Origin of the sequence: Urechidicola vernalis (assembly GCF_031846385.1) — a bacterium.
Lineage (GTDB): Bacteria > Bacteroidota > Bacteroidia > Flavobacteriales > Flavobacteriaceae > Urechidicola > Urechidicola vernalis.
In genome coordinates, this window is the sequence record NZ_JAVRHV010000005.1 from 179863 (window position 1) to 204447 (window position 24585).

Consider the following 24585-nt stretch of genomic DNA (forward strand, 5'->3'; position numbering starts at 1 on the left):
CTAATAGCAACTTTAAGAACTTCAAAAAAACTAAACCATTCAATTTTTCTTTTGATTATTTAACAAGTTACGGGGATTTTCGCATTGAAACGCATGATTTAGATTATCCTTATACTTTACCTTACCAGTCTTCAGATAAATTTTTACTGATTCAAGGTTATAACGGTTCTTTTTCTCATCAGAATGAGAATTCTCTTGATTTTTCTATGCCTATTGGAACGGAAATTTTAGCAATTAGAGATGGAGTCGTAGTAAAAGTGGTTGAAAAAAATGATATAAACTGTTCAACAATAGATTGTATAAAGTTTAATAATGTCATTTTAGTTTATCACTCAGATGGAACATTTGCGGAATACGTGCATATAAAGCAAAACGGTTCAGAGGTTAAGGTGGGTGAAAAAGTAAGTCAAGGGCAATTAATTGGATATAGTGGTAATGTTGGTTATTCTTCAACTCCTCATTTACACGTTTCAGTTTTTAAACATACTATTAAAGAAAAAATCACTTTGAAGACAAAATTTAAAATTAATAACGGAGAGATTGTAGATAAACTTATAGAGAGAAAAGAATACTCTAGAAATTATTAATCTTGGGTAAACGATAAATCTAGCCGATGGTAAAATTGGTTGTATTGTTGGGGAGAATATTAAAGAGATTTAAATCTCAACATCTCCTATTGTTTCTTCTACCACAGTTAAATAATCTCCGAACAGTATTGGCGCTAAATCCTGCACTGGTTCATAAAGTATAGAATCTTCGGTTACATCTTCAGAAGTAAAAGGAATGTTTTTATTGAGTTTGTCAAAAATCAATAACAAAACACTTAATATCACTCCAATTTTTAGCGCTCCAAAAATGGCACCTAGCAATTTATTAATAAAGCCTAGGGATGCAAAATCAGCCATTTTGGTAAGCATTTTACCAAGCATGGCAATAACAATTACAATTACAATAAAAGTTAAAGCAAACGCTGTTATTGAAATGTATTTTTCATCCCAATCTACACTCTTGTGCAAGTAATCACCTACAAAATAAGAAAAATGCATGGCTCCGTAAATTCCAGCAATTAGGGCAATAAGCGAGGCTAGTTCAACAAACAAACCTTTCATAAGTCCGCGAATAAATCCGAATAGCAATAAAACAAGTAAGACAATATCAAAGGTGTTCATAGGAGTTGATTTGGTGTAAACAAATTTAACAGAATAAATTGTAAATCAAACTGTTTGAACTATAAACGAAAAATGATAGAATAAAGTATCTTTACACCATGATAGGAGAACAGCAATTGAAAGAAAACTGGGAAGCAGTTGTCGGATTTATGTCCGAAAAGTTTGGTGATGGAGAACAATTAGATTTAGATGCGATTGTGTATTTAATTGGAGTTCAAGAACTAGGTATTGGAGCAAAGAATTTTAAAAAAGATGAAAAAGTAAATCTAATGCATATTGCTATTTGTAGGTTGCTAGAGCCTTATGGCTATTATGAATTTGACTTTTTTGATGATGATGGCTGGCCACATTATAATACTAAAGAACAATTACCAACATTAAAACCTGGCGAACAATCGGTATTAATGAAAGAAGCTATTGTACAGTATTTTATTGAAAAGGAGTTGATTTAAGTCACATTCACTTTTCGAACCACTTTTGCAAGTAACGCAGGGGATATTCGTTTTAAATAAATGCTTGCGGTTTCTTTGAGTCCACCAATTACCACTTCACGTTTTTTTCGACTCATTGCCCGGATCATTTTCTTGGCAAACACTTCGGGTAAAATACCGTTGTCTGTGGCTACATCCATTTTATTTTGCAACTCGCCATTACCAACTAAAGCGTTAAATGACAATCGAGTCCTTACATAACCTGGCATTATTAAAGTAACAACTATATTGTATTTATGCACCTCGGCACGCAAACTATCAAAAAAGCCGTGCAATGCATGTTTAGATGCAGAATAAGAAGAACGAACTGGTGTGGCCACTTTACCAACAACACTGGTTACCACAACAAATTGTCCTGATTTTCGCTCCGTAAAATGAGGAAGTAAAGCTTTTGAAAGCGCCACTGTTCCGAAGTAGTTGACATCCATCATTTTTTTATCAACTTTTAACAAAGTGTCTTTGGCTAAAGCGCGTTGACTTATACCTCCATTATTAATTAGAATATCGATATGTCCAAATAACTCAATTGCCTTATGGGTTATTGCTTCTAAGGTTTCGTATTGCTCTAAATCTAACGGTAATATTTTAATATTTTTAGGATGCATTGCCGCTTTTTTTACACTTTCCAATTGCTGTTCATTTCTAGATGAGATGATCAACTTACAATCCATTTTAGACAATTCGATAGTGGTTGCCTCTCCAATTCCAGAAGATGCCCCTGTAATCCAAATTACTTTGTTTTTTAAATCCATAACGAAGCGTTAATTTTTAGCAAAATAAGCAATTAAAGTGTATTTTTAGTCGCTCGAAAAATAACGCTGATTTTTAAAAAGTTACCATGTTAAAACACCTGTTGTTTCTACTAGTTTTAGTTCCGATTACTGCGCTAAGTCAAGATTCTCTATTTGTAAAACTGAACCCACAAGGAGCATTCGATCAAATATCAATGTTTAGAATTAATGGAGCGCATCAAGCATATGTTACGAATGCAAAAAGCGAGGACGGAAATTTTAAATTGGAATTTCCAATGGATGCCACTCCAGGGATGTATCGTTTGTTTTTTGATTTGCAAAACGGGCTTTTTTTCGAGGTTTTATATAATAATGAAACCATAGCGGTAGAATTTGACCCTTCTATGCCAGATGATACTGCGGTCTTTTCTAGTTCTGAAGAGAATAAAGTTTATCAAACCTATATTCAGCAGATTGGAGCACAGCAATATAAATTAGACTCCTTGCAATATGCTTATTTTAATGCTCCGATAAAGCAATATATAAAAGAGGAATATCCAAAAGAATTGCTAAAGTTATATGAACTACAGGATGGATTTGAAAAGAAAGCTGTTGGACTAATGACATTGGATTTTATCAAAGGCAATGAGAAGTACTATAGTCCTGAAATCATTGAGAGCTTAGAAGACTACATGCTTAGCATGAATGAACACTTTTTTGATTATGTAGATTTCTCGAATGACAATTTAACTTCATCTTCTTTTTTTATTGATAAGGTGATTGAGTATGTGTTTTATATGAATTCGGCTGAGGATCAGGAAACAGATGCTACCTTAAAAAAGCAAGTCATTGCTATCGCAATGGATAAGATTGGGGATAATAATAAAGTTAAGAATGAGGTGATTAGTTCTTTAATATATGCATTTGCACAGCAACAAAACATAGAATTGGTGTCTTATATCGAAGAAAACTACTATAAAACACAGCCGCAGGAATTTCAAGACGAACGGTTTTTGAAACAGATACATAGCATGATAAAAATAGCGGTTGGAATGACTGCTCCTGAAATTACTTGGACTGAAAATGAAGTTGAAAAAAAATTATCTGAATTAAGTGAAGCTGAAAAGTATGTTGTCGTTTTTTGGAGCACAACTTGTTCACATTGTTTAGATGAAATTCCTTTGTTTTACAACTATTCAGAAAGTTTGCCTAATGTAAAAGTTATTGCTGTTGCCTTAGAGGAAGACGCAATTGGCTTTAAAAACCAAATAAAAACGATGCCCAACTGGATTAATGTTTTAGGTCTAGATAAATGGGAAAATGAATTCGCGCGTAGTTACGATATCAATGCAACACCTTCTTATTTTGTATTGGACTCCGATAAAAAAATTCTGGCAAAGCCAGATACCTTTGAAGATGTAATCGATTATTTTTCTGAATAAAATTTCGTTTTATGAGCATCGGCAAAAGTCTTTAATTGCTTTGCAATTTCCGGATGCTCGTTGATCACATTTTTCGATTCATATGGATCGTTTTCCATATCAAATAATGATAGTTCAATCTCCTTGTTATCATAGTTTCCCGAAGCACCGTCTTTACCGGGCGTATTTAAAGAAGCGTATTTGTGAGGTAAATGTAATTTCCATTTTCCATCACCACTCATTACACTTTCAAAATTTTTCCCTGTAGAAAAAGGATAGTAATTATGCGGATTTTTTGCACCGGATTCACCCGTAATTAGATCCCATACATTTTTGCCGTCCATTGGACCTTCTGGTAATTCTAATGAGGTTATACTTGCCAGCGTAGGCAATAAATCTAAAGATGAAAACATTTTATCAGAACTTGAATTTGCTTCTAAATGATTTGGGTATTTTATGATGCAAGCACTTCTAGTACCACCTTCAAAACTTGTAGCTTTAGCCTCCTTAAATGGCGTTGTTCCTGCATGGTTTCCATATGCCGCCCAAGGGCCATTGTCTGATGTGAAAATTACAATGGTATTTTCGTCTACCTCATTCTTATGCATTGCATTCATAATTTGTCCTACTGACCAATCTAATTCTAACATGACATCAGCATACAAGCCTTTACCCGATTTTCCTTCAAATTCTTCGCTAGCAAAAATAGGCACATGCGGCATGGAGTGTGGCACGTATAATAAGAAAGGTTCGTTGCTATTTCTATTGATAAAATCTACTGCACCTTCTGTATACCATTTCGTCAATTGTTTTTGTTCGGGTACACCGACATCCTCAATAGTAACTTTTCCGTTTTTCCAATATTGAATTGGAAATCTACCCCAATATTTAGGATTTACCGGATGGTGTTTCCACATGTCATTAGAATACATCAGTCCTTCAGATTCATCAAACCCCCTATTATGAGGTCTCGTTTCTGGCGTATCTCCTAAATGCCATTTTCCGAATATTCCAGTTGTATACCCTGCTGCTTGAAAAATTTCACCCATCGTTGGATAAATGGTATCTAAACACTTTTCTTTTGGACCATGCGCACCAAAAACCTTTGTTCTTCCAGGATATAATCCTGTCATTAAAGCGGATCTAGATGCCGAGCAAATTGCTTGTGGCACATGAAAATTGGTGTAACGCACACCTTCATTTGCTAGTTTTTGAACGTTTGGAGTTTCGATAGCTACCTGCCCGAAAGGATTAAAATCTGAATACCCTGAATCATCTAGAAAGATGATAACAACATTTGGTTTTGGCGATTCGTTTTTTACAATTGATTGAGGTTTTTCTTTACAAGAAGTTGCTATAAATGCTAACGTAGCTATAATACTAATGCAGTATCTGTTCATAAATGGTTGAGTTGACGGTTAAAAATACAAAAACGCATCTTCTATATGTTCAATTTTAAAGGTCTGTTTGTTTTTGAGAATAGCAATGACGTCAAATCTTATTTCATTATCAAAGTTTTTAGACAGAACGTATTCATTCATAGCCAAAACGAGTAGGCTTATTTTCTTTTTTGAAATAAAATCTTGAGGGTCTCCAAAATAATCAGATGTTCTGGTTTTAACTTCTACCGCAATTATGAGTTCATTTTTTTGAGCAATAACATCTACTTCTGCTTTTTGAAACCTCCAATTTTTATCTAATATGGTATACCCTTTGTCTATCAAATAATCAATGGCAATTTGCTCTCCTTTTTTCCCAAGTTCATTATGTTGAGCCATTTTTAGTTGATTGTGGAAACTGAAACTTTCTCTTTAGACACCTTTAATCTTACTTCACTTCCAAAGACTAATGCTCTATTATCATCAATATGACCTGCAGGAAAATCGAAAATTACTGGAAAATCAGTTCCTTCTAAGGTTTCAAAAACCACTTCTTGTAATGTTTTGCCAAAAGGATTGCTATCATTTGTTTTTAATCTAAAATCGCCAACAATTAGTCCAGCTGCCTTTTCAAAATATCCTGCTCTTTTTAAACTAATCAGCATGCGATCGATATGATATAAATACTCACCAACGTCTTCAATGAATATGATTTTTCCAGTAGTATCTAAATCTGTATCAGAACCAAGCATACTATATAATATGGATAAGTTCCCGCCAACTAAAGTACCTTTACACTTTCCAATTTTATTGTTTCCGTTTCCGTCTAAACTATATTTCAATTTTTTACCAAATAACACTTGATAAAGTGATTGCATAGATGGTTCTTGAATGGGATCTTTTAAATCCAACGTACTTGGCATTTGTGCATGAATACTCTGATATCCTAACGTGTGTAATTTGTTGTGTAAAACTGTAATATCAGAATAACCAACAACCCATTTGGGGTGTTTTTTAAAAGTAGTAAAATCTAAATCATCAATAATTCTGACAGTACCATAACCACCACGACCTGCCCAAATCATTTTAATATTAGGGTTGTCTAATCCTTTTTGAAAATCATCTAATCGTTCTTGATCAGTGCCTGAAAAGGAATTACTTTCTCCAAGCACATATTTTCCTAACTTCACAACTAGACCCCATTGTTCGGCAAGGTCAATTCCTGCTTGTATTGCCTCTAAATTTTTAAGTTTTCCTGCAGGTGCAACTATCAAGATGGTATCACCTTTTTTAAGACTTGGCGGTTTAATTAAGTCACTTTTAAAATTATTACTATAGCTAAGAATAAAACTAAAAGAAAATACGAATAACAGAAGTTGTTTCAACATTGAAATGGGTTAATTATTAGATGCTATCAAAAGTAAAGAAAAAATCATTCTCATTTTAACCTATCAGTCGGATTGAGTACTTTTGCAATCAAAGATTAAAATTCATTTTTGTGAGTAGATATACCATTACATCGGCATTACCTTATACAAACGGCCCTGTTCATATTGGACATTTAGCAGGCGTTTACGTACCATCAGATATTTATGCGCGCTATTTGCGAATGCAAGGACATGATGTTGCTTTTGTTTGTGGTTCTGATGAGCACGGAGTGCCAATTACATTAAAAGCAAAAAAGGAAGGCATTACACCGCAACAAGTGGTAGATAAATATCATGCAATCATTAAAAATTCATTTAATGAATTTGGAATTACGTTTGATAATTATTCAAGAACTTCAGCAGCGGTTCACCATGAAACAGCATCAGAATTTTTCAAGAATTTGTATGAGAATGACAAGTTTATTGAAAAGGTAGATGAGCAATTATACGATGAAGAAGCCAATCAGTTTTTAGCGGACCGATTTGTTATTGGTACTTGTCCAAAGTGTGGAAATGAAGAGAGTTATGGAGATCAATGTGAAAAATGTGGAACAAGTCATAATGCAACAGATTTAATCAACCCGAAATCTGCCATTACCGGTAATGTACCAAGTTTAAAGCAAACCAAACATTGGTTTTTACCACTAGACAAATACGAATCTTGGTTAAGAGAATGGATTGTAGAAGGTCATAAAAACGATTGGAAAAGCAATGTGCTGGGTCAGGTGAAATCATGGGTGGATGACGGTTTAAGGCCAAGAGCGGTAACACGTGATTTGGATTGGGGAATTCCCGTTCCAGTAGAAGGAGCCGAAGGAAAAGTGTTGTATGTATGGTTTGATGCACCGATTGGATATATTTCTTCTACTAAAGAATGGGCAAAAGAAAATGGAAAAGATTGGGAGCCTTATTGGAAAGATAAAGACACTAAATTAGTACACTTTATTGGGAAGGATAATATCGTATTTCATTGTATCATTTTCCCAGCAATGTTAAAAGCACATGGCGACTACATATTGCCAGAGAATGTGCCAGCCAACGAGTTTTTAAATTTAGAAGGAAACAAGATTTCTACTTCTAAGAATTGGGCTGTTTGGTTACATGAATATTTAGAAGATTTTCCTGGAAAGCAAGATGTATTGCGTTATGCATTAACAGCGAATGCGCCAGAAACAAAGGATAATGATTTTACTTGGAAAGATTTCCAAACAAGAAATAATAGTGAGTTAGTTGCCATTTTCGGAAACTTTATAAACCGAGTTGTGGTGCTAACAAATAAATATTATGGTGGAATTGTTCCAACAGCGGGAGAATTTTCTGAAGTCGATGAAGAGACCCTAGCAAAAGTAAAGGAGTTTCCTGGAATCATTGCAAACTCTGTAGAGCGTTATCGATTTAGAGAAGCGATGGGCGAATTGATGAACTTGGCTCGTTTAGGAAACAAATATTTGGCAGATGAAGAGCCATGGAAACAAGTAAAAGAGAATCCGGAAAGGGTTGAAACAATTATGTATGTTGCTTTACAAATTGCGGCAGCATTAGCAACTTTATCCGAACCATTTTTACCATTTACTTCGAATAAATTAAAAGTGATTCTTCGTGTTACTCAGAATGACAACGAAAGTCATGCTCAGCATGTCGAAGCATCTAACTGGAATGACGTTTCAATTAAAGAAGAACTTATACCTTCTGGTCATCAAATTGGAAAGGCTGAATTGTTATTTGCTAAGATTGAAGACAAAGACATTCAAATTCAGTTAGACAAGTTAGAAGCGACAAAAGTTGCAAATGAAATTGCAAATAAAGAAGTAGAGCCTCAAAAAGATATAATTTCTTTTGATGATTTTACAAAATTGGATATTAGAATTGGAACGATTCTAGAAGCCGAAAAAGTTCCAAAAACAAAGAAATTGTTAAAACTGAAGGTTGATGTTGGGATTGATACTAGAACCATTGTTAGTGGTATTGCAGAAAGTTTTTCAGCCGAAGACGTTATTGGGCAAAAAGTGAGTGTGTTGGTCAATTTGGCACCTCGTAAAATTAGAGGAGTTGAAAGTCAAGGTATGATTTTAATGACTGACACTATGGATGGTAAACTAGCCTTTATTGAGCCAGAAAGAGAAGTAAATAATGGAGAGAGCGTGAGTTAAATCACCTTTTTAAAAGTAAATTATAAAGACTGATTGAAAAGAACTTTTTGTCATTTTGAGCGAAGTCGAAAAATCTCATTTATTTAGTATTCAAGTGATATAGAAATAAGAGATTCTTCATTTTCATTCAGAATGGCATTTTTCAATCAGTCTTTTTCATGAATCAAACTATGAGTAGCCAATTAATTCAATTTATAAAGAATTTTACCAACCTGTCAGAAGCATCAATTAGCAATACAGTTGAATTGTTAAATGAAGACTGTACCGTTCCCTTTATTTCTCGTTATCGTAAAGAGCGAACAGGAAATTTAGATGAAGTTCAGATTGGGGATATTGTAAAATTCAAGGAGCAGTTTGAAGAATTAAATAAACGGAAATCATCCATTTTAAAAGCACTTAAAGAACAAGAGGTTTTAACGGACGAATTACAGCGGAAAATTGAAAGTTCTGATAATTTAGTTGTCTTAGAAGATTTGTATTTGCCGTATAAAAAGAAGCGTAAAACAAAGGCAGAAACTGCTAGAGCAAATGGATTGGAGCCTTTAGCCAAAATAATCATGAGTCAACGCGCAAATGATTTGGATTATATCGCATCTAAATATGTGAATGCGAAAGTAACAAATGAAGACGATGCATTGGACGGTGCGCGACATATTATTGCAGAGTGGATAAATGAACGAACTGATATCAGAAATAATATTCGTTGGCAATTAGAAAAGTTTGCACAGATTACAACCAAAGGAGTTAAGACAAAAATTACGGATGAAAAAGCACAAAAATTTAGAGATTATTTTGATTGGTCAGAGTCTTTAAGTAGATGTCCTTCACATAGATTGTTGGCCATTTTACGTGCGGAAAAGGAGGGGTTTATTCGCCTAAAAATTGAAATAGATGATGAACGGGCATTGGATAAAATTGAAAGTAGAATTATCCGATCAAACAATGAGTGTGCAGATCAAATAGCGTTGGCTATTAAAGATGCTTATAAACGATTGTTACTGCCAGCGTTATCGAATGAAATTCTGGCAAAAGCTAAAGAGAAAGCGGACGAAACTGCCATTAATGTATTTGCTAAAAACTTAAAGCAGTTGTTGCTTGGATCACCTTTAGGTGAGAAACGAATTTTGGGTATTGATCCTGGATTTAGAACTGGTTGTAAGGTGGTTTGCTTAAATGCGCAAGGTGATTTAAAACATAACGAAACCATTTTTCCGCATGCGCCACAGAACAAATCTATAGAGGCTATGAAGAAGATTAGTTCCTTAGTAAATGCGCATAAAATTGAGGCCATTGCTATTGGTAACGGAACAGCTTCTAGAGAAACGGAACAATTGATTCGTAAAATTAGATTCGATAAAGAAATTCAAGTATTTGTAGTAAGTGAAGCTGGCGCCTCGATTTACTCTGCCTCAAAAATTGCGCGAGAAGAATTTCCTAATTATGATGTAACGGTACGTGGAGCCGTTTCTATTGCGAGACGTTTGGCAGACCCGTTGGCTGAGTTGGTTAAAATAGATGCCAAGTCTATAGGAGTGGGACAGTACCAGCACGATGTAGATCAATCGAAACTAAAGAAATCATTGGATGCTGTTGTAGAAAGTTGTGTAAACACAATTGGCGTAAATATCAATACTGCAAGTAAACCTTTGTTGAGTTATGTTTCGGGTATTGGACCAAAATTGGCCGAGAATATTGTGACGTATCGAAATGAAAATGGTGCATTTGAATCTAGAAATGAGATTAAGAAAGTACCAAGATTGGGAGCCAAGTCATTTGAACAAGGAGCAGGATTTTTAAGAATTAAAGATGCTAAAAACCCATTAGATGATTCGGCTGTACACCCAGAAAGTTATTTGTTGGTAAATAGAATGGCAAAGGAAGTAAAGAAATCAGTTGATGAGTTAATCGGTAATAAAACGGTTTTACAACAAATAGATTTACACAAATATTGTACAGGTTCTGTGGGTTTACCAACTTTAAAGGATATTATTTCCGAATTGGAAAAACCTGGAGCTGACCCGAGAGAAACGGCTAAAGTATTTACATTTAATAAAGACATACGAACAATTAACGATTTACGAGAAGGACAATTATTGCCTGGGATTGTAAACAACATCACCAATTTTGGATGTTTTGTGGATGTAGGGATTAAAGAAAGTGGCCTAGTGCATGTTTCAAATTTGGCGGATAAATATGTGTCTGATGTTTCTTCAATTGTTGCACTGCATCAACAAGTTATAGTAAAAGTGCTAGAAGTTGACGTGCAACGAAAACGAATTCAGTTGTCTATGAATTATATGTAACTTTATCTATTTTCACATCATGAAACAAAGCATCGTAATTTTCGGAATATTGTTAGCTATACTTTCTTGTAATCAGAGAGAAGAGAAAAACCCGAATGAATTTATCACGGCTACCGGAAAAGTATTTACTGTAAATAAAGTAAATACAAATAGTGCAAGTTTAGCCTCTTTAATAATTGAAACGAAAGGATTTAAAATCAACAACGAGTTTACCTTGACGGATATTGATCCAGTAATGGAAATTAAAGTTACAGATCTAGATAATAATGGTTATGACGAATTGTATATAATTACACGATCGGCTGGTTCAGGAAGTTACGCTACTGTTTATGGATATGCTTCTAACCAAGATAAAAGTGTTACACCCATATATATTCCAGAATTTACTGAAAAAGATTTTGAAGAGGGCGCATTGTTCGAAGCCTATCAGGGGCATGATACTTTTGTTTTTGAAAACGATCGATTGATACGTTATTTCCCAATCTATTTAAGCGAAGATATTAATTCCGAGCCTGTGGAATATCAAGAAGAAGTTATTTATAAATTAGAAAAAGGAGAGGCTAGTTGGCAATTAAAAATTGAATAACTTTTCTAATCAAATTGAAAAAGCTTGGAGGAAATTTCCGAGTTTTTTTAGTCCTCATCATTTTATTTTAGCGATTCTATTTAGAACTGAATTAATTTGTCAAATATGATAAATATCAGAACTTGAATGGATTTTATCATTTTTCTTTGTTTAGAAGACAAAACACTCTTATTTACAAAAGACTTTATTTATTGAAACCAATAATTAAGGTTCTCTTTTTATGATTTGGTTAGTAGGAAGGCTTTATGGAGCATTGTCATTTAATATTATTAGGGTTCGAAATTAGTTTTATGGTTTAATTATTTAGAACGCTATAAATAGACCTTTTCTTCTGAAGCCTTCAACTAACAAATGATAGTTTATGCTATCCTATAGAACACTTTAATTATAAAGGATAAAAAAAGTAATTGTTGAATATTTAGAAATTGGAATGAAAACCTTGCTAATAAAATTCTTAGAGTTTATCTAAATCTTTAAGTGTAATTACTTGCCTGGTACCTTGCATAGAGGTCACATATTTTTCGATAGTTTTATCTCGAAAATCGGCCAATATAGTTTCTTTAAAAGGAGCAACTATGAAATGAACAGGGCATGGATTTTCGCCATTGCATTTTTTTAATCCTAAAAAACAGTTGTCGAATTTATCAGTCCCATCAATACTTTCAATAACGTTCCAAATGGCATTTTGTTTGTCCATGTCACTTAAAAAGAAGCCTCCGTTTGGACCTTTGGTAGAAGAGACCAAGTTATCTCTAGACAATTGTTGTAATAGTTTGGCTAAAAAAGGTTGTGGAGTTTCTAACTCTTCAGCAATAGCCTTCACCCCAATTTTTTTTGATTCATTTGAGTGAATGGCCAAATACAAAACGGATCGAATTGCATATTTACAAGCATTTGATAGCATAGATTTCCTTTAGGACTCAAATATAGTAAAAAAGATAATGATGTCTTTTTTATAGAATCGGCAGCTATATTAATTTAAGAATGTTTTCTAAAATTGGGTTTCTATTGGAGGCATTCCATGCAACTGATAAAACAGTTCGTTGTTTTATTTTTTTCAATTCAATAAACTTAATATTCATTTGATACCCTAATTGAAGGGTGCTCGGAACAATGGCTATTCCAAAATTGTTCTCGACTAGTTTAAAAATGGTACTCGCATGTACTGTGTTATGAGAAATACTCGGTATAAACCCACTATCACTGAAAATTTGCATCACTTGAGCATAGTAGTTCGGACTGTATGATTGATCGAAAAGAATAAATTGTTCGTTTTTAAATTGTGAAAGGTTTTTAAAATTACTTTGATTAATTGGGTGATTTTTAGGTAGGACCAGAGAAAAAGTATCTTCAAAAATCGGTTTTATTTTTAAACCCGATGGGACTTGGTTCATACGTACAAATGCAAGATCAATTTCTTGTGTAAGCAGTGCATCAATTTGTTCGGGGTTTTCCATTTCCTTTAAGTTATAATGAAGATTTGGAAGGTTCTCATTTATGCGATGTAGCAAACTTGGAATCACGTTTTGCATGGCGGAGCCAACATAGCCAAGGTTTATATTTCCTTCAATTCCTTGATTTAATAATTGTGCATGTTGCACTGAATCATTAATGTTTTTAAGTGTGAGTACAAATTCATTTTTAAGATAATTTCCTGCTTTCGTCAATGAAACCTTTTTATTGCTACGTTCAAATAACGGAAAGCCTAATTCTTCTTCCAGCTGCTTTATTTGTCGGCTCAATCCCGGCTGAGAAATAAATAAGCGTTCTGCCGCTTTTCGAAAATGTAAATCTTCAGCAACTGCTAAAAAGTAATGAATATGACGTAACTCCATTGATAACTATTAATTATCAATACTTGATGGTATTGATATTGTTAAGCATCAAATATAATGCTAATTTTGAAGAAATTAAAAAGGAGTTGAAGTATGTTTAAATACGGAGAAGATCATTTAACTGTAGGAAAAGTTTTAGTCATTTTAAGAGGGAATATAGAAACAATAATTTCATCTTCGGTTGCAAGTAAAATAGAAAAAGCACATCAAATTGTGTTAAAGACCTCTCAAAAAGAAGAGGCCGTTTATGGAATAAATACAGGGTTTGGGCCATTGTGTGACACTAAAATTTCACCCGAAGACACCAGCGAGTTACAGCGTAAAATTTTATTAAGTCATAGTGTTGGGGTCGGTAACCCTATTTCACAAGATTTGGCAAAATTAATGTTGATTCTAAAAGTTCAGTCATTATCGCAAGGGCATTCAGGAATATCAAGAACAATAATAGACCGAATTTTATGGCATATTGATAACGAAGTTATTCCAGTTGTTCCGGAGCAAGGTTCTGTAGGAGCATCAGGAGATTTATGTCCATTATCGCACTTGTTCTTACCATTATTGGGCGAAGGAGAAGTTTATTATAAAGGGAAAAGAGTTCACAGTTCAGAAGTATTGCGTGCATTTAATTTAGAGCCGGTTCCTTTACACCCAAAAGCGGGATTGGCGTTAATCAACGGAACACAATTTATCTTAGCGCATGCGGTGATGGTTGTAGATAAATTACATAGCACACTTTCGCATGCCGATGTTATTGGTGCATTAATGATAGAGGGATTGATGGGGTCACAAGCGCCTTTTCATCCAGAATTACACGTTACTAGGCCGTATAAAGGGAATACACATGTTGCGGCAAGAATTGCCAAATTTTTAAAGGATTCCGACATTGGAAAATCACATATAGATTGTGGTAAGGTACAAGACCCATATTCTTTACGATGCATGCCACAAGTGCATGGAAGTTCTAGAAATGCTTGGCTACATTTAAAAGAAATTGTTGAGGTAGAAATGAATTCAGCAACAGACAATCCAATTATAATTTCGGAAGATTTAATTATTAGTGGAGGTTCTTTTCACGGACAACCATTGGCATTACCACTAGACTATGCTTGCTTGGCAGCGGCGGAATTAGGAAGTATTTCAGATAGAAGAACCTATTTGTCGTTAGAAGGGAAATATGAAGGTACTCCAAGATTGTTGATGGAAGATACAGGGTTGAATTCCGGATTTATGATTCTGCAATATACAACTGCCGCTTTGGTAAGTGAAAACAAAGGCTTGTGTTTCCCTGCAAGTGCCGATAGCATTCCGACTTCTTTAGGACAAGAAGACCACGTAAGTATGGGTTCTATTGGCGGGAGAAAAGCACTTCGTGTTTTAGAGAACTTGGAAAAAATATTAGCAATTGAATTGTTAAGTGCTGCTCAGGCCTTTGAGTTTAGAAAACCTTTAAATTCTAGTAAAATATTAGATGAGGTTTATGATGAAGTTCGCAAGCATGTAGGTTTTGCTAAAGAAGACCGCATCTTTTCTTATGATATTGATAAGGCATTGAAATTGGTGCAATCTAGAGATTTATTGCATTTATCAGAAATGGATGGGGCGTATAGCCAGTACGATAACGAATTTGAGAACTATTAAAAATCTATTGAAATGACGACATTAGAATTTCAACAAGAAATATTGCGAGGAATTCCATCTGAATTACCAGCTAAGAAAGCATATCCTAAAAACGCAAATAGAGCGCCTAAGCGAAAAGATATTTTATCAAAAGATGAAAAGAAATTAGCGGTTCAAAATGCGTTGCGCTATTTCCCAAAAGCATGGCATGCGGAATTAGCGTTGGAATTTGCTCAAGAATTAAAAGAATACGGACGAATTTATATGTACCGCTTTAAGCCTTCATATAATTTATATGCAAGACCTATTTCGGAGTATCCTGCAAAATCAGCACAAGCCGCTGCTATCATGTTAATGATTCAGAATAATTTAGATCCTTTTGTAGCTCAGCATCCAGAAGAGTTAATTACTTATGGTGGTAATGGTGCCGTGTTTCAAAATTGGGGGCAATACGTGTTAACCATGCAATATTTGGCAACCATGACTGAAGAGCAGACTTTACATATGTATTCTGGACATCCAATGGGACTTTTTCCTTCATCTAAAGATGCGCCAAGAGTGGTTGTTACTAACGGAATGATGATTCCAAATTATTCACAGCAAGACGATTGGGAGAAATTCAACGCATTAGGTGTAACCCAATACGGACAAATGACTGCAGGGTCATATATGTATATTGGCCCACAAGGAATTGTACATGGAACAACAATTACTTTGATGAATGCTTTTAGAAAGGTATTGGATAGAAATGACAATCCAAATGGAAAAGTTTTTGTGACCTCGGGGTTAGGAGGAATGAGTGGTGCGCAACCTAAAGCAGGGAATATTGCGGGCTGTATAACTGTTTGTGCTGAGGTAAATGTAAAAGCAGCTGAGAAACGACATGAACAAGGTTGGGCAGATGTTATTATTAAAGATATGCCAACTCTGATTTCTCGAGTTCAGGAAGCTCAAAAAAATAAAGAGGTTGTTTCCATTGCTTTTGTTGGGAACATTGTTGAGGTTTGGGAAGAATTCGATAAGGCTAATGTATATATTCATGTTGGCTCTGATCAAACGTCACTGCATAATCCGTGGTCGGGTGGCTATTACCCAGCTGGTTTAACTTATGAGGAGTCGAATGATTTGATTCGAAACAATCCAGAATTGTTTAAAGAAAAAGTGCAGGAGTCTTTGAAAAGACAGGCTTCTGCTATAAATAAACATACAGAAAAGGGAACCTATTTCTTTGATTATGGAAACGCATTTTTGCTAGAAGCAAGCCGAGCAGGAGCCGATATTATGGCTGAAAATGGTATTGATTTCAGGTATAAATCATATGTCCAAGACATTTTAGGCCCGATGTGTTTCGACTATGGATTTGGTCCATTTAGATGGGTTTGTACTTCAGGTAATCCGGAAGACTTGGATAAAACAGACGAAATTGCAATGCGAGTTTTGGCAGAAATCCAAGAAAACGCACCAGAGGAAATTCAGTTGCAGATGCAAGACAATATCACCTGGATAAAAGACGCAAAACAGAATAAAATGGTGGTTGGTTCACAGGCTAGGATATTATATGCTGATGCCGAGGGTAGAATGAAAATAGCCTCTGCATTTAATGATGCTGTTCAAAACGGAACATTATCTGCGCCAGTAGTATTGGGTCGCGATCATCATGATGTTAGTGGTACGGATTCACCCTACAGAGAAACAAGTAACATTTACGACGGAAGTAAGTTTACTGCAGACATGTCTATTCATAATGTAATTGGCGATAGTTTTAGAGGCGCTACCTGGGTGTCTATTCATAATGGTGGAGGCGTTGGCTGGGGAGAAGTTTCTAATGGTGGATTTGGAATGCTGTTAGATGGTACTTCAGACGCCCAAAGAAAACTGGAAAGCATGTTGTTTTATGATGTAAACAATGGAATTGCTCGTAGAGGTTGGGCAAGAAATGATGAGGCTTTATTTGCTATTAAAAGAGAAATGAAGCGCAGCCCGAATTTAAAAGTAACCTTACCAGAAATGGTTGATGGCGATATTTTAAACAATTTAGAGTTTTAAGAATTGATAGAAACAAAAGAATTATTGCATAAAGTAAGTGCTGCTTTATGGCAAGGAAGAGAGAATGACGGAAGTTTAGATTGTGAATATTGGCATCATAGAATTCGATTACAAGAAAATTTAGCCCTTGAAAGCGTTTCTCCAAGTATTGGTTTGCTAGGTTATGCGGTTGATGAAGGCGTTCGAAGAAATCAAGGGAGAGAAGGCGCTATTAATGGGCCAGATGCTATTAGAAATAGGTTGGCAAAAATTCCAATTCACAATCAGGAAAAAGATCTTTTAGACTTTGGTAATATTTGTTGTGAAGATAGAGATTTAGAGACTGCACAAGCCTATTTACGAAAGGCTACGCATCAATTAAAAACAAATGGCATTTTTCCAATTGTATTAGGAGGGGGACATGATATTACCTACGGCTCTTATATGGGTGTTCGCGATTATATAAAGTCAAAAGGAGAAGGAAAAATTGGAATTCTAAACTTTGATGCCCATTTTGATTTAAGACCTATGGTAGATAAACCCACTTCAGGTACTGTTTTTAATCAGATTTATTATGACTTACGCAAGGAAGGAGAGGAATTCGAATACTTTGTTTTGGGTATTCAAGAGCAGGGAAACAGTAAAGCTTTGTTCGATGTTGCTAAAGATTTGGGAACCGATTTTATGACAAATTTTGAATGTGAATTAAGTAATATATCTAAGGTTCAAAACCGACTAAAACAGTTTATAAATAAAATAGATTACTTATATATTACCATAGATTTAGACGGTTTTTCTAGTGCTTATGCCCCTGGAGTTAGCGCACCATCACCTTTAGGATTTGAACCTAAATTTGTTTGGATTGTTTTAGATTTTGTAGCAAAGAACGCTGAAGTAGTGGGTTGTGATATTGCCGAGTTAAATCCGAAGTTTGATATTGACAATCATACCGCAAGTTTGGCTGCGAGATTGGTAGATTTTTTGGCAATTCAGAAATAAATAGAAGCGTTTTTTTGTGGCCTTTACTTTATTCGATTTTAATACTACCATTTACCCAATCTGGAAGATAAAAATTCATACCAGTGTTTCTTTCTATAGTAACTAGTTTGTTTCGAATATTTATGGTTCTAAGCCCTATTTTTTGCCTTAATTGATTTGTTTTTGATAAGGTGGAATCTACAGGTGATTGTAGAAATCCATAACCTGGCATTGTTCTTTTTGAAGACACGGCTATTTGCCAATCATCTATTAAGGCGAATTCATAGGGAGATATATTTCCTTTTTCAATGGCTGTAACTAATTTGGGTTTAATGAAGACATAGAGAGTGTCTTTCTTGTTATATTCTAAAGATATAGAATTGTGATGGCTTATAATTGTTGACATCCAGAAATCATTACCAATCAGTTTTTCTCCAGGATATCCTTGATTATTCAATATATCTATGAGTTCTAGCATTTGATTTTCGCTATGAGGAGCAAACTTCATTGTTCCATATTTTTCTTGAGCCTTATTTCCTATCCTAAATAGTGCGCCTAGCGCTTTTTTCTGGTCTTTTTTGAACATAAGATGCACATGCTCTCTTAAACTCCAATCAATTCTTCTTTCATAGCTACTCCGAAGATTATCATAGGATTGTATAATGGTGCTCCATTCAGGATTGTTTTGAAGTGACTTCAAAAAATTATTTTTCTTTAAATCTTTTAACTCCCATCCGGCTGCTATACCCATTTTTATAAAATCGAAAGCCTTTTTTTTATCACCTAAGTAAAACGCCAATTGCGAAGCGACTTTATAATCTCTCAAAAAAACGAACTCATAATGTTTAAAAACCTGTTCGTATGTGATTAAAGCTTTGACAAACTGCTGTTCACTTAGAAACTTTTCTGCCTTGGTAATTTGTTTATGATATTCTATATAATCTGAATTTTCATAAGTATTAAAACTGCTAAAAGCAATAATTGCAATGAGACAATAAATAAGAATTCTATACTTCATAATTAACAGTTTGCTTATGATTTCGCACCGTTTTTCAGCAACTAATGTAGTAAATACAAGCTAAATAGAAAAAAACCAAGGATTTACGTAAGTAAGAGAATACTAGCAATGAATTATAACCAGTGTTAACTTTAGGTGCTTTATTATGGGGAGCAGTAATTTTATTGAAATTTGGTAACCTTTTTATAATAAATATTGTCCTATTGGAAATAGATAAATTTAATTATGAAATTACCGGTTAGAAAAATTAAAGGAATTGCTTTAATAGCCATACTTCTTTCAAATGTTATTAATGCTCAAATTTCAAATGATAATGATTTGTTTCAAGTTTTAAAAGCAAAAGACAGTTTGTTTTTTGAAGTAGGGTTTAATAAATGCAATTTGGAAGTGTTTCAAGAATTGTTGCCTGAAGAATTTGAATTTTATCATGACAAAGATGGTATTACAGAGTCTAGAGCAAAATTTATAAGAACATTAAAAAAGAATATTTGCGGTACAGAGAAAAACAATATAAAAAGAGTTTTAGAAAAAGGCAGTCTTGAAGTGTTTCCTTTATATAATAAAGGGAATTTATATGGAGCAATCCAAACGGGTAGACATTCTTTTGGTAGTACAATTGCTAGATTTACAAACCTATGGATTTTAGAACAAGGAAAATGGATGCCTACAAGAATGATGAGTTATGATCATAAAATAAATACTGCTCCCATAGTTTCGAACGTAGAATTTATCAAATTGTCTCATAAAGAAATGTCAATTTATTTAGGAAACTATGAATTCTCGCCAGATTTTACCTTATCAATAATTATTATAGGAGACAAAATTTATGGCGATGCGCAAGGTCAAAAAGTGGAGATTAATTATTATGGAGACCATAAGTTTTTAGATAACAATCAAGCAATGAAACTTAATTTTATTTTGAATGATGAAGGAATTGTTACAGGACTAAAAATGATCGGTCGCGATAGAGAAATGGTAGCAACAGACCTGCTAAACGAAGTTCTGTGTTTTAAGAGTAAATATAAAGAATTTGAACAACTATTATCGAAGTATTGGACTTCCTAATAAAGTTCGATAATAGTTCATCAAATAGATAATGTAATTATCGTTATTTGTCAAATTCTGATTATTGGGAGCGCAAAATACAGATCCAAATTACGTTTAGGTATAGTTGTGTCATCGTTTAGGCTCGATGCCCAACTAGGGTTGATATTCATTTAGAATTGAGATGGAGTAATTTGGTTTAGCAGGTCTGTTGTGACACATTCCTTTTGGGGTGGGAGCGCAAAGCACGTAGCAACAAAAGTTCAACGCTAGTTGAATGTGTCACAACTTGTTTGTGTTATGATGAGTTGCGGTTAAAAGTGCGATTTACTTTCCGCCGTTGCGGAAAGATAATTAATTCGTGTGAATTTTCCGAAAGGGAATTCCGCAAGCAATTAATTATACACATTGTTGGCAATAGTTATTTTACGTTTTGTTTAAATTTTACTGACTCTTTTCCATTTGTAACTACTATAGTATAGTCCCCTTGTTTTAATCCTAGACTACAATTATCTATTTGGTTTTTTACTTCTGTTATGTCAATTGGCACAGCCAAATTCATATCTTCTCCTTTTTTGAAAGCAAGAACCATAACTGGAAATTTAATTTTAATATCACTTAAAGTAATGGAAACTTTTTTATTACCATTCTCAAAGAGCCAATTAGGTCTTCCATCAATATAGTTTGTATTTGGGTGAAAAACGACTATGTCAGTCCAAGCAGTTCCACGTTTATATTTTAATGGATTATTATCTTTATCAATTAAGACTGTTGACTCTTTAATATCTAGTGCTTTTAACAGAGGGTGGTTGTATTTTGAGTTACTTTTTTCGCTATAAAGTACCTGATTAATAGTTAGAGGATTTATCTTTGTGTATTCAGTTAATCTTCCAGCCATTGCTTTTTCCCAAGGTTTATGAATTCCTTCTAAAGCGTGGTCAAAACCACAATAAATTAAAAATTTCTCATTTGGTTTAGAGTTTATTACATTTTCAATGTTTCTTGCTTGTTCTATTTCTCTTGGTTTCCCTCCTCCTTTACTCATATTTTCATAAGCAAATAATTCATATCCTATTTCTAAAGCTTCTCTGACTAAATTTCCAAATTGAGGATCTTTTATATAATATCCTGTTTTGAGAATTGGATAACTTCGGTTATTGAGTGTTGAATCTAAATACTTTCCATTTCCTAGTGCTTCAAGGCCTAAATTTTTATATCCATTATCGAAAAGGTTTTGCAGAAGTGATTTAGTGAATACTCGATGGAAAGAATTTTGATGCGCTTCGTTTATTATTAATAATTGATTTTCCTTTGCTTTTTCGAGAATATAATCGGATGCGTTAACTTTTGAATATTTCTTGTAAATCGAATCTATTTGGTTTTTTGAATACTTTACTTCCCTTGTTCCTGTTGCCATATCCCATTGAATTAAAGCATTTTTATAATCTCCTTTTGCAGCATAATCAGCAGCCGAAAATTGATATTTCCAAGGAACAGTGTCTTTAGCTATTTTGTCTTCTATTTCAGAAGAAAATTTATAGTGGGTTTTAAAATCAATTTTTTCAATTACCCTTTTTTCTTTTCTGCAGCTTGAAAATCCAATTAAAATTGAGTTTATTAAAAGTATTTTTAAAACATTTTTTGAATTCATAAAGTTGTTTTTGTTTGATGAATTCAAATATAACTAAATTTTTAGTTTCAACTAAGAATTTAGTTAAAAAATAACTAGTACAAATGTTAATTGGTTGTTTTGTTTTTACAATTTTTCTCTAAAGTTAGCATAAATTTTATACGGTGTTGTGTTTAGTTTTTATTCAGATATCAGTTTTTTTATTCCATCTGCTAGATTGTCAATAGTTTCTTTGGAATACCCTTCAGAAGTGTATCTAATTGTTCCTTTTTTATCAATTAAAAAATTTTTTGGGATTGAACCTTGAGCATATTGATGCCATATTTCTCCATTGGTATCATAGCCAACGTTAAAATTGACTCCGTATTTTTTCAAATGTGGCATTTTTTGAGAAACAGTTTCTTTTTTTTGTCCAATGGCTATGGGTACAAAAATAAAGTCCTTATCACCAAATTGTTTTAGTATTTTATCTGGAATTTCCGCAAATTCCATCAAGCAAGGTCCACACCAGGTTGCCCAAAAATTCAGTAATACTACTTTACCTTTTAGTTCTGAAAGTGTAATATCTTCTCCATTTAACATTTTTACGGTAAAATCCGAAGCCTTATCGTTTATGGTTAAAAAGAAGTCATTTTTAGACTCTTTTTTTTCCACTTTATTTTTAGGAGCAATTCGTTTTTGTTCCGCAAGTTCTTCTTCTGTTCTTATTTTTATAGTGATAACAAACTCTTTATCTTTTATAACATCTCCGAGTATTTCATAAAGAGAGTCACGTTTTTCTTGTGTAACACCCTTGTTCATGTTTTTCAGTTTTCCATTGTTTGCATACACTTGTACTTCCTGTTTTGTCACTATTTTCTCATTGAGAATTATAACATACTCTGGTTTTTCCACTTTATCTTGTGCTTGAATAGTTAAAGATTGAATCGCACCTATAAAAATTAGTAATACTATGTTTTTCATGTTTAAAATTTTGAACAGGACAAATATAACTATTTTTATAGTTATACAACTAAAATAATAGTTAGTGTAAAAATAATAATTACGAATATTGTTTTTTCAGGAATTACACACAGCGTGTTTGTGTATGATTTCGTTGCGTGTTTGAGCAACTAATTTAGCAAATACAAACCGAATAGAAAATCCGCGAGGATTTTCGTAAGTAGCCGAATACTAGCAATGAATTATACACGGTGTTGGCAGTAGTTATTAATTACTAAAATTGTTTTCTATATGCCACTCTTTCTTCATTTGTGTTATTTCTTATCAAGAGAATATACAATGAACCATCAGCTTCATTTTTTTTAATTTTTATCTTTGACGGAGATCCGTCAATTAAAAACGTGTCGTCACCAATAAAAGTCAATTCATTCGTGCCATTGCCGATAAAACCCTTTATATATAAACCTTCATCCCCGCTAATTACTTCTACTACTTCGCCAAATAAGGTATGTATGTATTTTCCAGTAATCATTTCAGTTAATTCCTTGGTCATAGGTTTTTCAAGTGATTTATCTATTGGAATATACCATTTATTAGCTTCAATAATACTGTTTCTGAATTGATTTGTTACTGGCATTCTATTTGTGTTGGCACCATTTCCTAAAAAGGCAATTCCGTTACCATCCTTCATCGTTCCGTATATATGACCACCAATACCGGTATTTGCTCCTCCATGAGAAAACCAATCATAGTTACCGAAACCGTACCTTCTTTCCCAACCTAGGCTCCATCCACCCAAAACTTTTGACGTAACAATAGCTGTTACCCTTTTTGCTACTTTATTCGATATTACTGTATTGTTTTTATTTCTTAAGGCATTTTGTATTTCAATGACAAAAGTTGCTAAATCTGATGGAGTTGACCATAAGCCTGATGGGGCCACTTGTGGAGTAATAGGTATACCTGTTCCAACAATCTCACCATTTTCATCATGAGCCATAGCAATATTAGTAAGAAAATCGGTTTCATTTGGTTGCTTCATCGTAGTATTATTTAAAGCCAGTGGCTGAAAAAGATATTCATAGGCCAAGTCGGCTAATGACACTCCAAGACTATCTTCGATTGCCATTTGTGCTATAACATATCCACCACCACTATAACTCCAATTTGTCCCGGGTTTCCATTGGAATGATATTTCCTCATCGTAACGAGGGAGTTGGCCTTTTAGGCTTTGGACCAAGATAGGGATTGAATCACCTTCATAGAAATCGGCAAAGCCATGTTGGGTAGTTCCCGCTGTATGACTTAATAAATGTTCAAAGGTTAGTTCTGTATCACTTAAGAACTCACTCTCTGGTAATTTCCACCTTTTCAAATAATTTGAAACGGGGTCCTTCAAATTTATCAAACCTTTTTCTTCTAAAATTGCAAATAAAGTAGCTGTGATTGGTTTTGCAATAGAGGCCGTTGAAAAAGCAGTATTACCATCAATAGGTTCTCCTGTTTCAACATCTTTTATCCCCCAGGTTCCTGTCCATACAATCTTATAGTTTTCAAAAACAGCTACGCTTAATCCTTTTAAACCATGTAGTTTCATGGCGTCTTTTACCGAATATAAAGTGCTATCATTTTTAATAAGGCTATTTATTGCTTTTTCCTTTTTTGAATCTGTTTTCTTATTAAAATTCGGATTACATCCAAAAATGAATGAGCAAAAAGCAATTACTATAAATGAAATTTTAATCCTCGATTCTCTCAATTTTTGAACTTTCTTTTATGTGTTTGATATTAAAGACGAAACTTAATATAAATTGTTGCAATAATGTTGAAAATTATTGC

21 protein-coding genes are annotated in these 24585 nt (G+C 33.8%); 10 read left to right on the plus strand and 11 right to left on the minus strand.

The features are described from left to right. Positions 1-149 precede the first annotated feature (149 nt). Positions 150-587: a M23 family metallopeptidase gene (locus tag RM519_RS10920; protein ID WP_311593866.1), complete on the plus strand. Its 438-nt coding sequence runs from the start codon at positions 150-152 to the stop codon at positions 585-587. A 69-nt stretch (positions 588-656) separates the two neighbouring features. On the opposite strand, the gene RM519_RS10925 is transcribed toward RM519_RS10920, so the two are convergent. Further along, a complete protein-coding gene (locus tag RM519_RS10925; RefSeq protein ID WP_311593845.1) occupies positions 657-1169 on the minus strand; it encodes a CvpA family protein in 513 nt (170 codons plus the stop codon). 98 nt (positions 1170-1267) lie between these two features. Between RM519_RS10925 and RM519_RS10930 the strand changes: the two genes are divergently transcribed. Further along, entirely contained in the window at positions 1268-1621 is a 354-nt protein-coding gene (locus tag RM519_RS10930) for a hypothetical protein (protein ID WP_311593846.1), read from the plus strand. On the opposite strand, the gene RM519_RS10935 is transcribed toward RM519_RS10930, so the two are convergent. After that, entirely contained in the window at positions 1618-2412 is a 795-nt protein-coding gene (locus tag RM519_RS10935; protein WP_311593847.1) for an SDR family oxidoreductase, read from the minus strand. The two genes, RM519_RS10930 and RM519_RS10935, sit on opposite strands and share 4 nt — an antisense overlap. Positions 2413-2498: 86 nt before the next feature. Between RM519_RS10935 and RM519_RS10940 the strand changes: the two genes are divergently transcribed. Next, complete coding sequence (locus tag RM519_RS10940) at positions 2499-3833, plus strand: TlpA family protein disulfide reductase (RefSeq protein WP_311593848.1); 1335 nt, start codon at positions 2499-2501, stop codon at positions 3831-3833. Here RM519_RS10940 and RM519_RS10945 read toward each other — a convergent pair. Genes RM519_RS10945 through RM519_RS10955 form a run of 3 tightly spaced genes read right to left on the minus strand, consistent with a single transcriptional unit; the run spans position 3818 to position 6579 of the window. Then, on the minus strand, positions 3818-5212 hold the full coding sequence (locus RM519_RS10945; RefSeq protein WP_311593849.1) for a sulfatase family protein: 1395 nt from the start codon (positions 5210-5212) through the stop codon (positions 3818-3820). The genes RM519_RS10940 and RM519_RS10945 overlap by 16 nt on opposite strands. Before the next feature lie 18 nt (positions 5213-5230). Next, positions 5231-5590: a YraN family protein gene (locus tag RM519_RS10950; RefSeq protein WP_311593850.1), complete on the minus strand. Its 360-nt coding sequence runs from the start codon at positions 5588-5590 to the stop codon at positions 5231-5233. Positions 5591-5592: 2 nt separating this feature from the next. Next, positions 5593-6579, minus strand: a complete 987-nt coding sequence (locus tag RM519_RS10955) for a S66 peptidase family protein (RefSeq protein WP_311593851.1) — start codon at positions 6577-6579, stop codon at positions 5593-5595. A 110-nt stretch (positions 6580-6689) separates the two neighbouring features. Here RM519_RS10955 and metG point away from each other — a divergent pair, with 110 nt between their 5' ends. The 3 genes from metG (at position 6690) to RM519_RS10970 (ending at position 11657) form a co-directional block, all read left to right on the plus strand. Continuing rightward, positions 6690-8768 carry a methionine--tRNA ligase gene (metG, locus tag RM519_RS10960; protein ID WP_311593852.1) on the plus strand — a complete coding sequence of 693 codons (2079 nt, stop codon included), beginning with the start codon at positions 6690-6692 and terminating at the stop codon, positions 8766-8768. Positions 8769-8938: 170 nt separating this feature from the next. Then, positions 8939-11071 carry a Tex family protein gene (locus RM519_RS10965; protein WP_311593853.1) on the plus strand — a complete coding sequence of 711 codons (2133 nt, stop codon included), beginning with the start codon at positions 8939-8941 and terminating at the stop codon, positions 11069-11071. Positions 11072-11090: 19 nt separating this feature from the next. Then, positions 11091-11657 (plus strand): hypothetical protein, encoded by a 567-nt coding sequence (locus RM519_RS10970; protein ID WP_311593854.1) that lies wholly within the window; start codon positions 11091-11093, stop codon positions 11655-11657. A gap of 454 nt (positions 11658-12111) precedes the next feature. Here the strand turns inward: RM519_RS10970 and RM519_RS10975 are convergent, their stop codons facing one another. Both RM519_RS10975 and RM519_RS10980 read right to left on the minus strand, forming a co-directional pair. Then, positions 12112-12561, minus strand: a complete 450-nt coding sequence (locus RM519_RS10975) for an RrF2 family transcriptional regulator (protein WP_311593855.1) — start codon at positions 12559-12561, stop codon at positions 12112-12114. A 64-nt stretch (positions 12562-12625) separates the two neighbouring features. Beyond that, a complete protein-coding gene (locus RM519_RS10980; protein WP_311593856.1) occupies positions 12626-13492 on the minus strand; it encodes a LysR substrate-binding domain-containing protein in 867 nt (288 codons plus the stop codon). 93 nt (positions 13493-13585) lie between these two features. Between RM519_RS10980 and hutH the strand changes: the two genes are divergently transcribed. From hutH to hutG, 3 genes are read left to right on the plus strand one after another with little or no spacing between them, the layout of a single operon-like run. After that, positions 13586-15130, plus strand: a complete 1545-nt coding sequence (gene hutH, locus RM519_RS10985) for a histidine ammonia-lyase (protein WP_311593857.1) — start codon at positions 13586-13588, stop codon at positions 15128-15130. Between the two features lie 12 nt (positions 15131-15142). Further along, complete coding sequence (gene hutU, locus RM519_RS10990; RefSeq protein WP_311593858.1) at positions 15143-17155, plus strand: urocanate hydratase; 2013 nt, start codon at positions 15143-15145, stop codon at positions 17153-17155. A gap of 3 nt (positions 17156-17158) precedes the next feature. Beyond that, the gene (gene hutG, locus RM519_RS10995; RefSeq protein ID WP_311593859.1) at positions 17159-18133 is read left to right on the plus strand and encodes a formimidoylglutamase; all 975 of its coding nucleotides are present in this window, start codon (positions 17159-17161) and stop codon (positions 18131-18133) included. Positions 18134-18161: 28 nt separating this feature from the next. Here hutG and RM519_RS11000 read toward each other — a convergent pair whose 3' ends face one another. After that, positions 18162-19130, minus strand: coding sequence for a hypothetical protein (locus tag RM519_RS11000; RefSeq protein WP_311593860.1), 969 nt, complete (start codon positions 19128-19130; stop codon positions 18162-18164). 225 nt (positions 19131-19355) lie between these two features. Here RM519_RS11000 and RM519_RS11005 point away from each other — a divergent pair, with 225 nt between their 5' ends. Next, positions 19356-20195 (plus strand): nuclear transport factor 2 family protein, encoded by an 840-nt coding sequence (locus RM519_RS11005; RefSeq protein ID WP_311593861.1) that lies wholly within the window; start codon positions 19356-19358, stop codon positions 20193-20195. Positions 20196-20595: 400 nt separating this feature from the next. Here RM519_RS11005 and RM519_RS11010 read toward each other — a convergent pair whose 3' ends face one another. The 3 genes from RM519_RS11010 to RM519_RS11020 form a co-directional block, all read right to left on the minus strand. Then, on the minus strand, positions 20596-21825 hold the full coding sequence (locus RM519_RS11010; RefSeq protein ID WP_311593862.1) for a hypothetical protein: 1230 nt from the start codon (positions 21823-21825) through the stop codon (positions 20596-20598). 159 nt (positions 21826-21984) lie between these two features. Further along, complete coding sequence (locus RM519_RS11015; RefSeq protein WP_311593863.1) at positions 21985-22767, minus strand: TlpA disulfide reductase family protein; 783 nt, start codon at positions 22765-22767, stop codon at positions 21985-21987. A gap of 253 nt (positions 22768-23020) precedes the next feature. Then, positions 23021-24505 (minus strand): serine hydrolase domain-containing protein, encoded by a 1485-nt coding sequence (locus RM519_RS11020; RefSeq protein WP_311593864.1) that lies wholly within the window; start codon positions 24503-24505, stop codon positions 23021-23023. Positions 24506-24585 lie beyond the last annotated feature (80 nt).

What these genes read in the sequence shown, in the direction of transcription:
- RM519_RS10930 (WP_311593846.1), top strand. Translation starts at nt 1,268, where the DNA reads ATGATAGGAGAACAGCAATTGAAAGAAAACTGGGAAGCAGTTGTCGGA.
- RM519_RS10980 (WP_311593856.1), bottom strand. Translation starts at nt 13,492, where the DNA reads ATGGAGTTACGTCATATTCATTACTTTTTAGCAGTTGCTGAAGATTTA.
- RM519_RS10925 (WP_311593845.1), bottom strand. Translation starts at nt 1,169, where the DNA reads ATGAACACCTTTGATATTGTCTTACTTGTTTTATTGCTATTCGGATTT.
- RM519_RS10970 (WP_311593854.1), top strand. Translation starts at nt 11,091, where the DNA reads ATGAAACAAAGCATCGTAATTTTCGGAATATTGTTAGCTATACTTTCT.
- RM519_RS10940 (WP_311593848.1), top strand. Translation starts at nt 2,499, where the DNA reads ATGTTAAAACACCTGTTGTTTCTACTAGTTTTAGTTCCGATTACTGCG.
- hutU (WP_311593858.1), top strand. Translation starts at nt 15,143, where the DNA reads ATGACGACATTAGAATTTCAACAAGAAATATTGCGAGGAATTCCATCT.
- RM519_RS10945 (WP_311593849.1), bottom strand. Translation starts at nt 5,212, where the DNA reads ATGAACAGATACTGCATTAGTATTATAGCTACGTTAGCATTTATAGCA.
- RM519_RS10965 (WP_311593853.1), top strand. Translation starts at nt 8,939, where the DNA reads ATGAGTAGCCAATTAATTCAATTTATAAAGAATTTTACCAACCTGTCA.
- RM519_RS11005 (WP_311593861.1), top strand. Translation starts at nt 19,356, where the DNA reads ATGAAATTACCGGTTAGAAAAATTAAAGGAATTGCTTTAATAGCCATA.
- RM519_RS11015 (WP_311593863.1), bottom strand. Translation starts at nt 22,767, where the DNA reads ATGAAAAACATAGTATTACTAATTTTTATAGGTGCGATTCAATCTTTA.
- RM519_RS11000 (WP_311593860.1), bottom strand. Translation starts at nt 19,130, where the DNA reads ATGAAGTATAGAATTCTTATTTATTGTCTCATTGCAATTATTGCTTTT.
- RM519_RS10935 (WP_311593847.1), bottom strand. Translation starts at nt 2,412, where the DNA reads ATGGATTTAAAAAACAAAGTAATTTGGATTACAGGGGCATCTTCTGGA.
- RM519_RS10950 (WP_311593850.1), bottom strand. Translation starts at nt 5,590, where the DNA reads ATGGCTCAACATAATGAACTTGGGAAAAAAGGAGAGCAAATTGCCATT.
- RM519_RS11010 (WP_311593862.1), bottom strand. Translation starts at nt 21,825, where the DNA reads ATGAATTCAAAAAATGTTTTAAAAATACTTTTAATAAACTCAATTTTA.
- hutH (WP_311593857.1), top strand. Translation starts at nt 13,586, where the DNA reads ATGTTTAAATACGGAGAAGATCATTTAACTGTAGGAAAAGTTTTAGTC.
- RM519_RS10955 (WP_311593851.1), bottom strand. Translation starts at nt 6,579, where the DNA reads ATGTTGAAACAACTTCTGTTATTCGTATTTTCTTTTAGTTTTATTCTT.
- RM519_RS10975 (WP_311593855.1), bottom strand. Translation starts at nt 12,561, where the DNA reads ATGCTATCAAATGCTTGTAAATATGCAATTCGATCCGTTTTGTATTTG.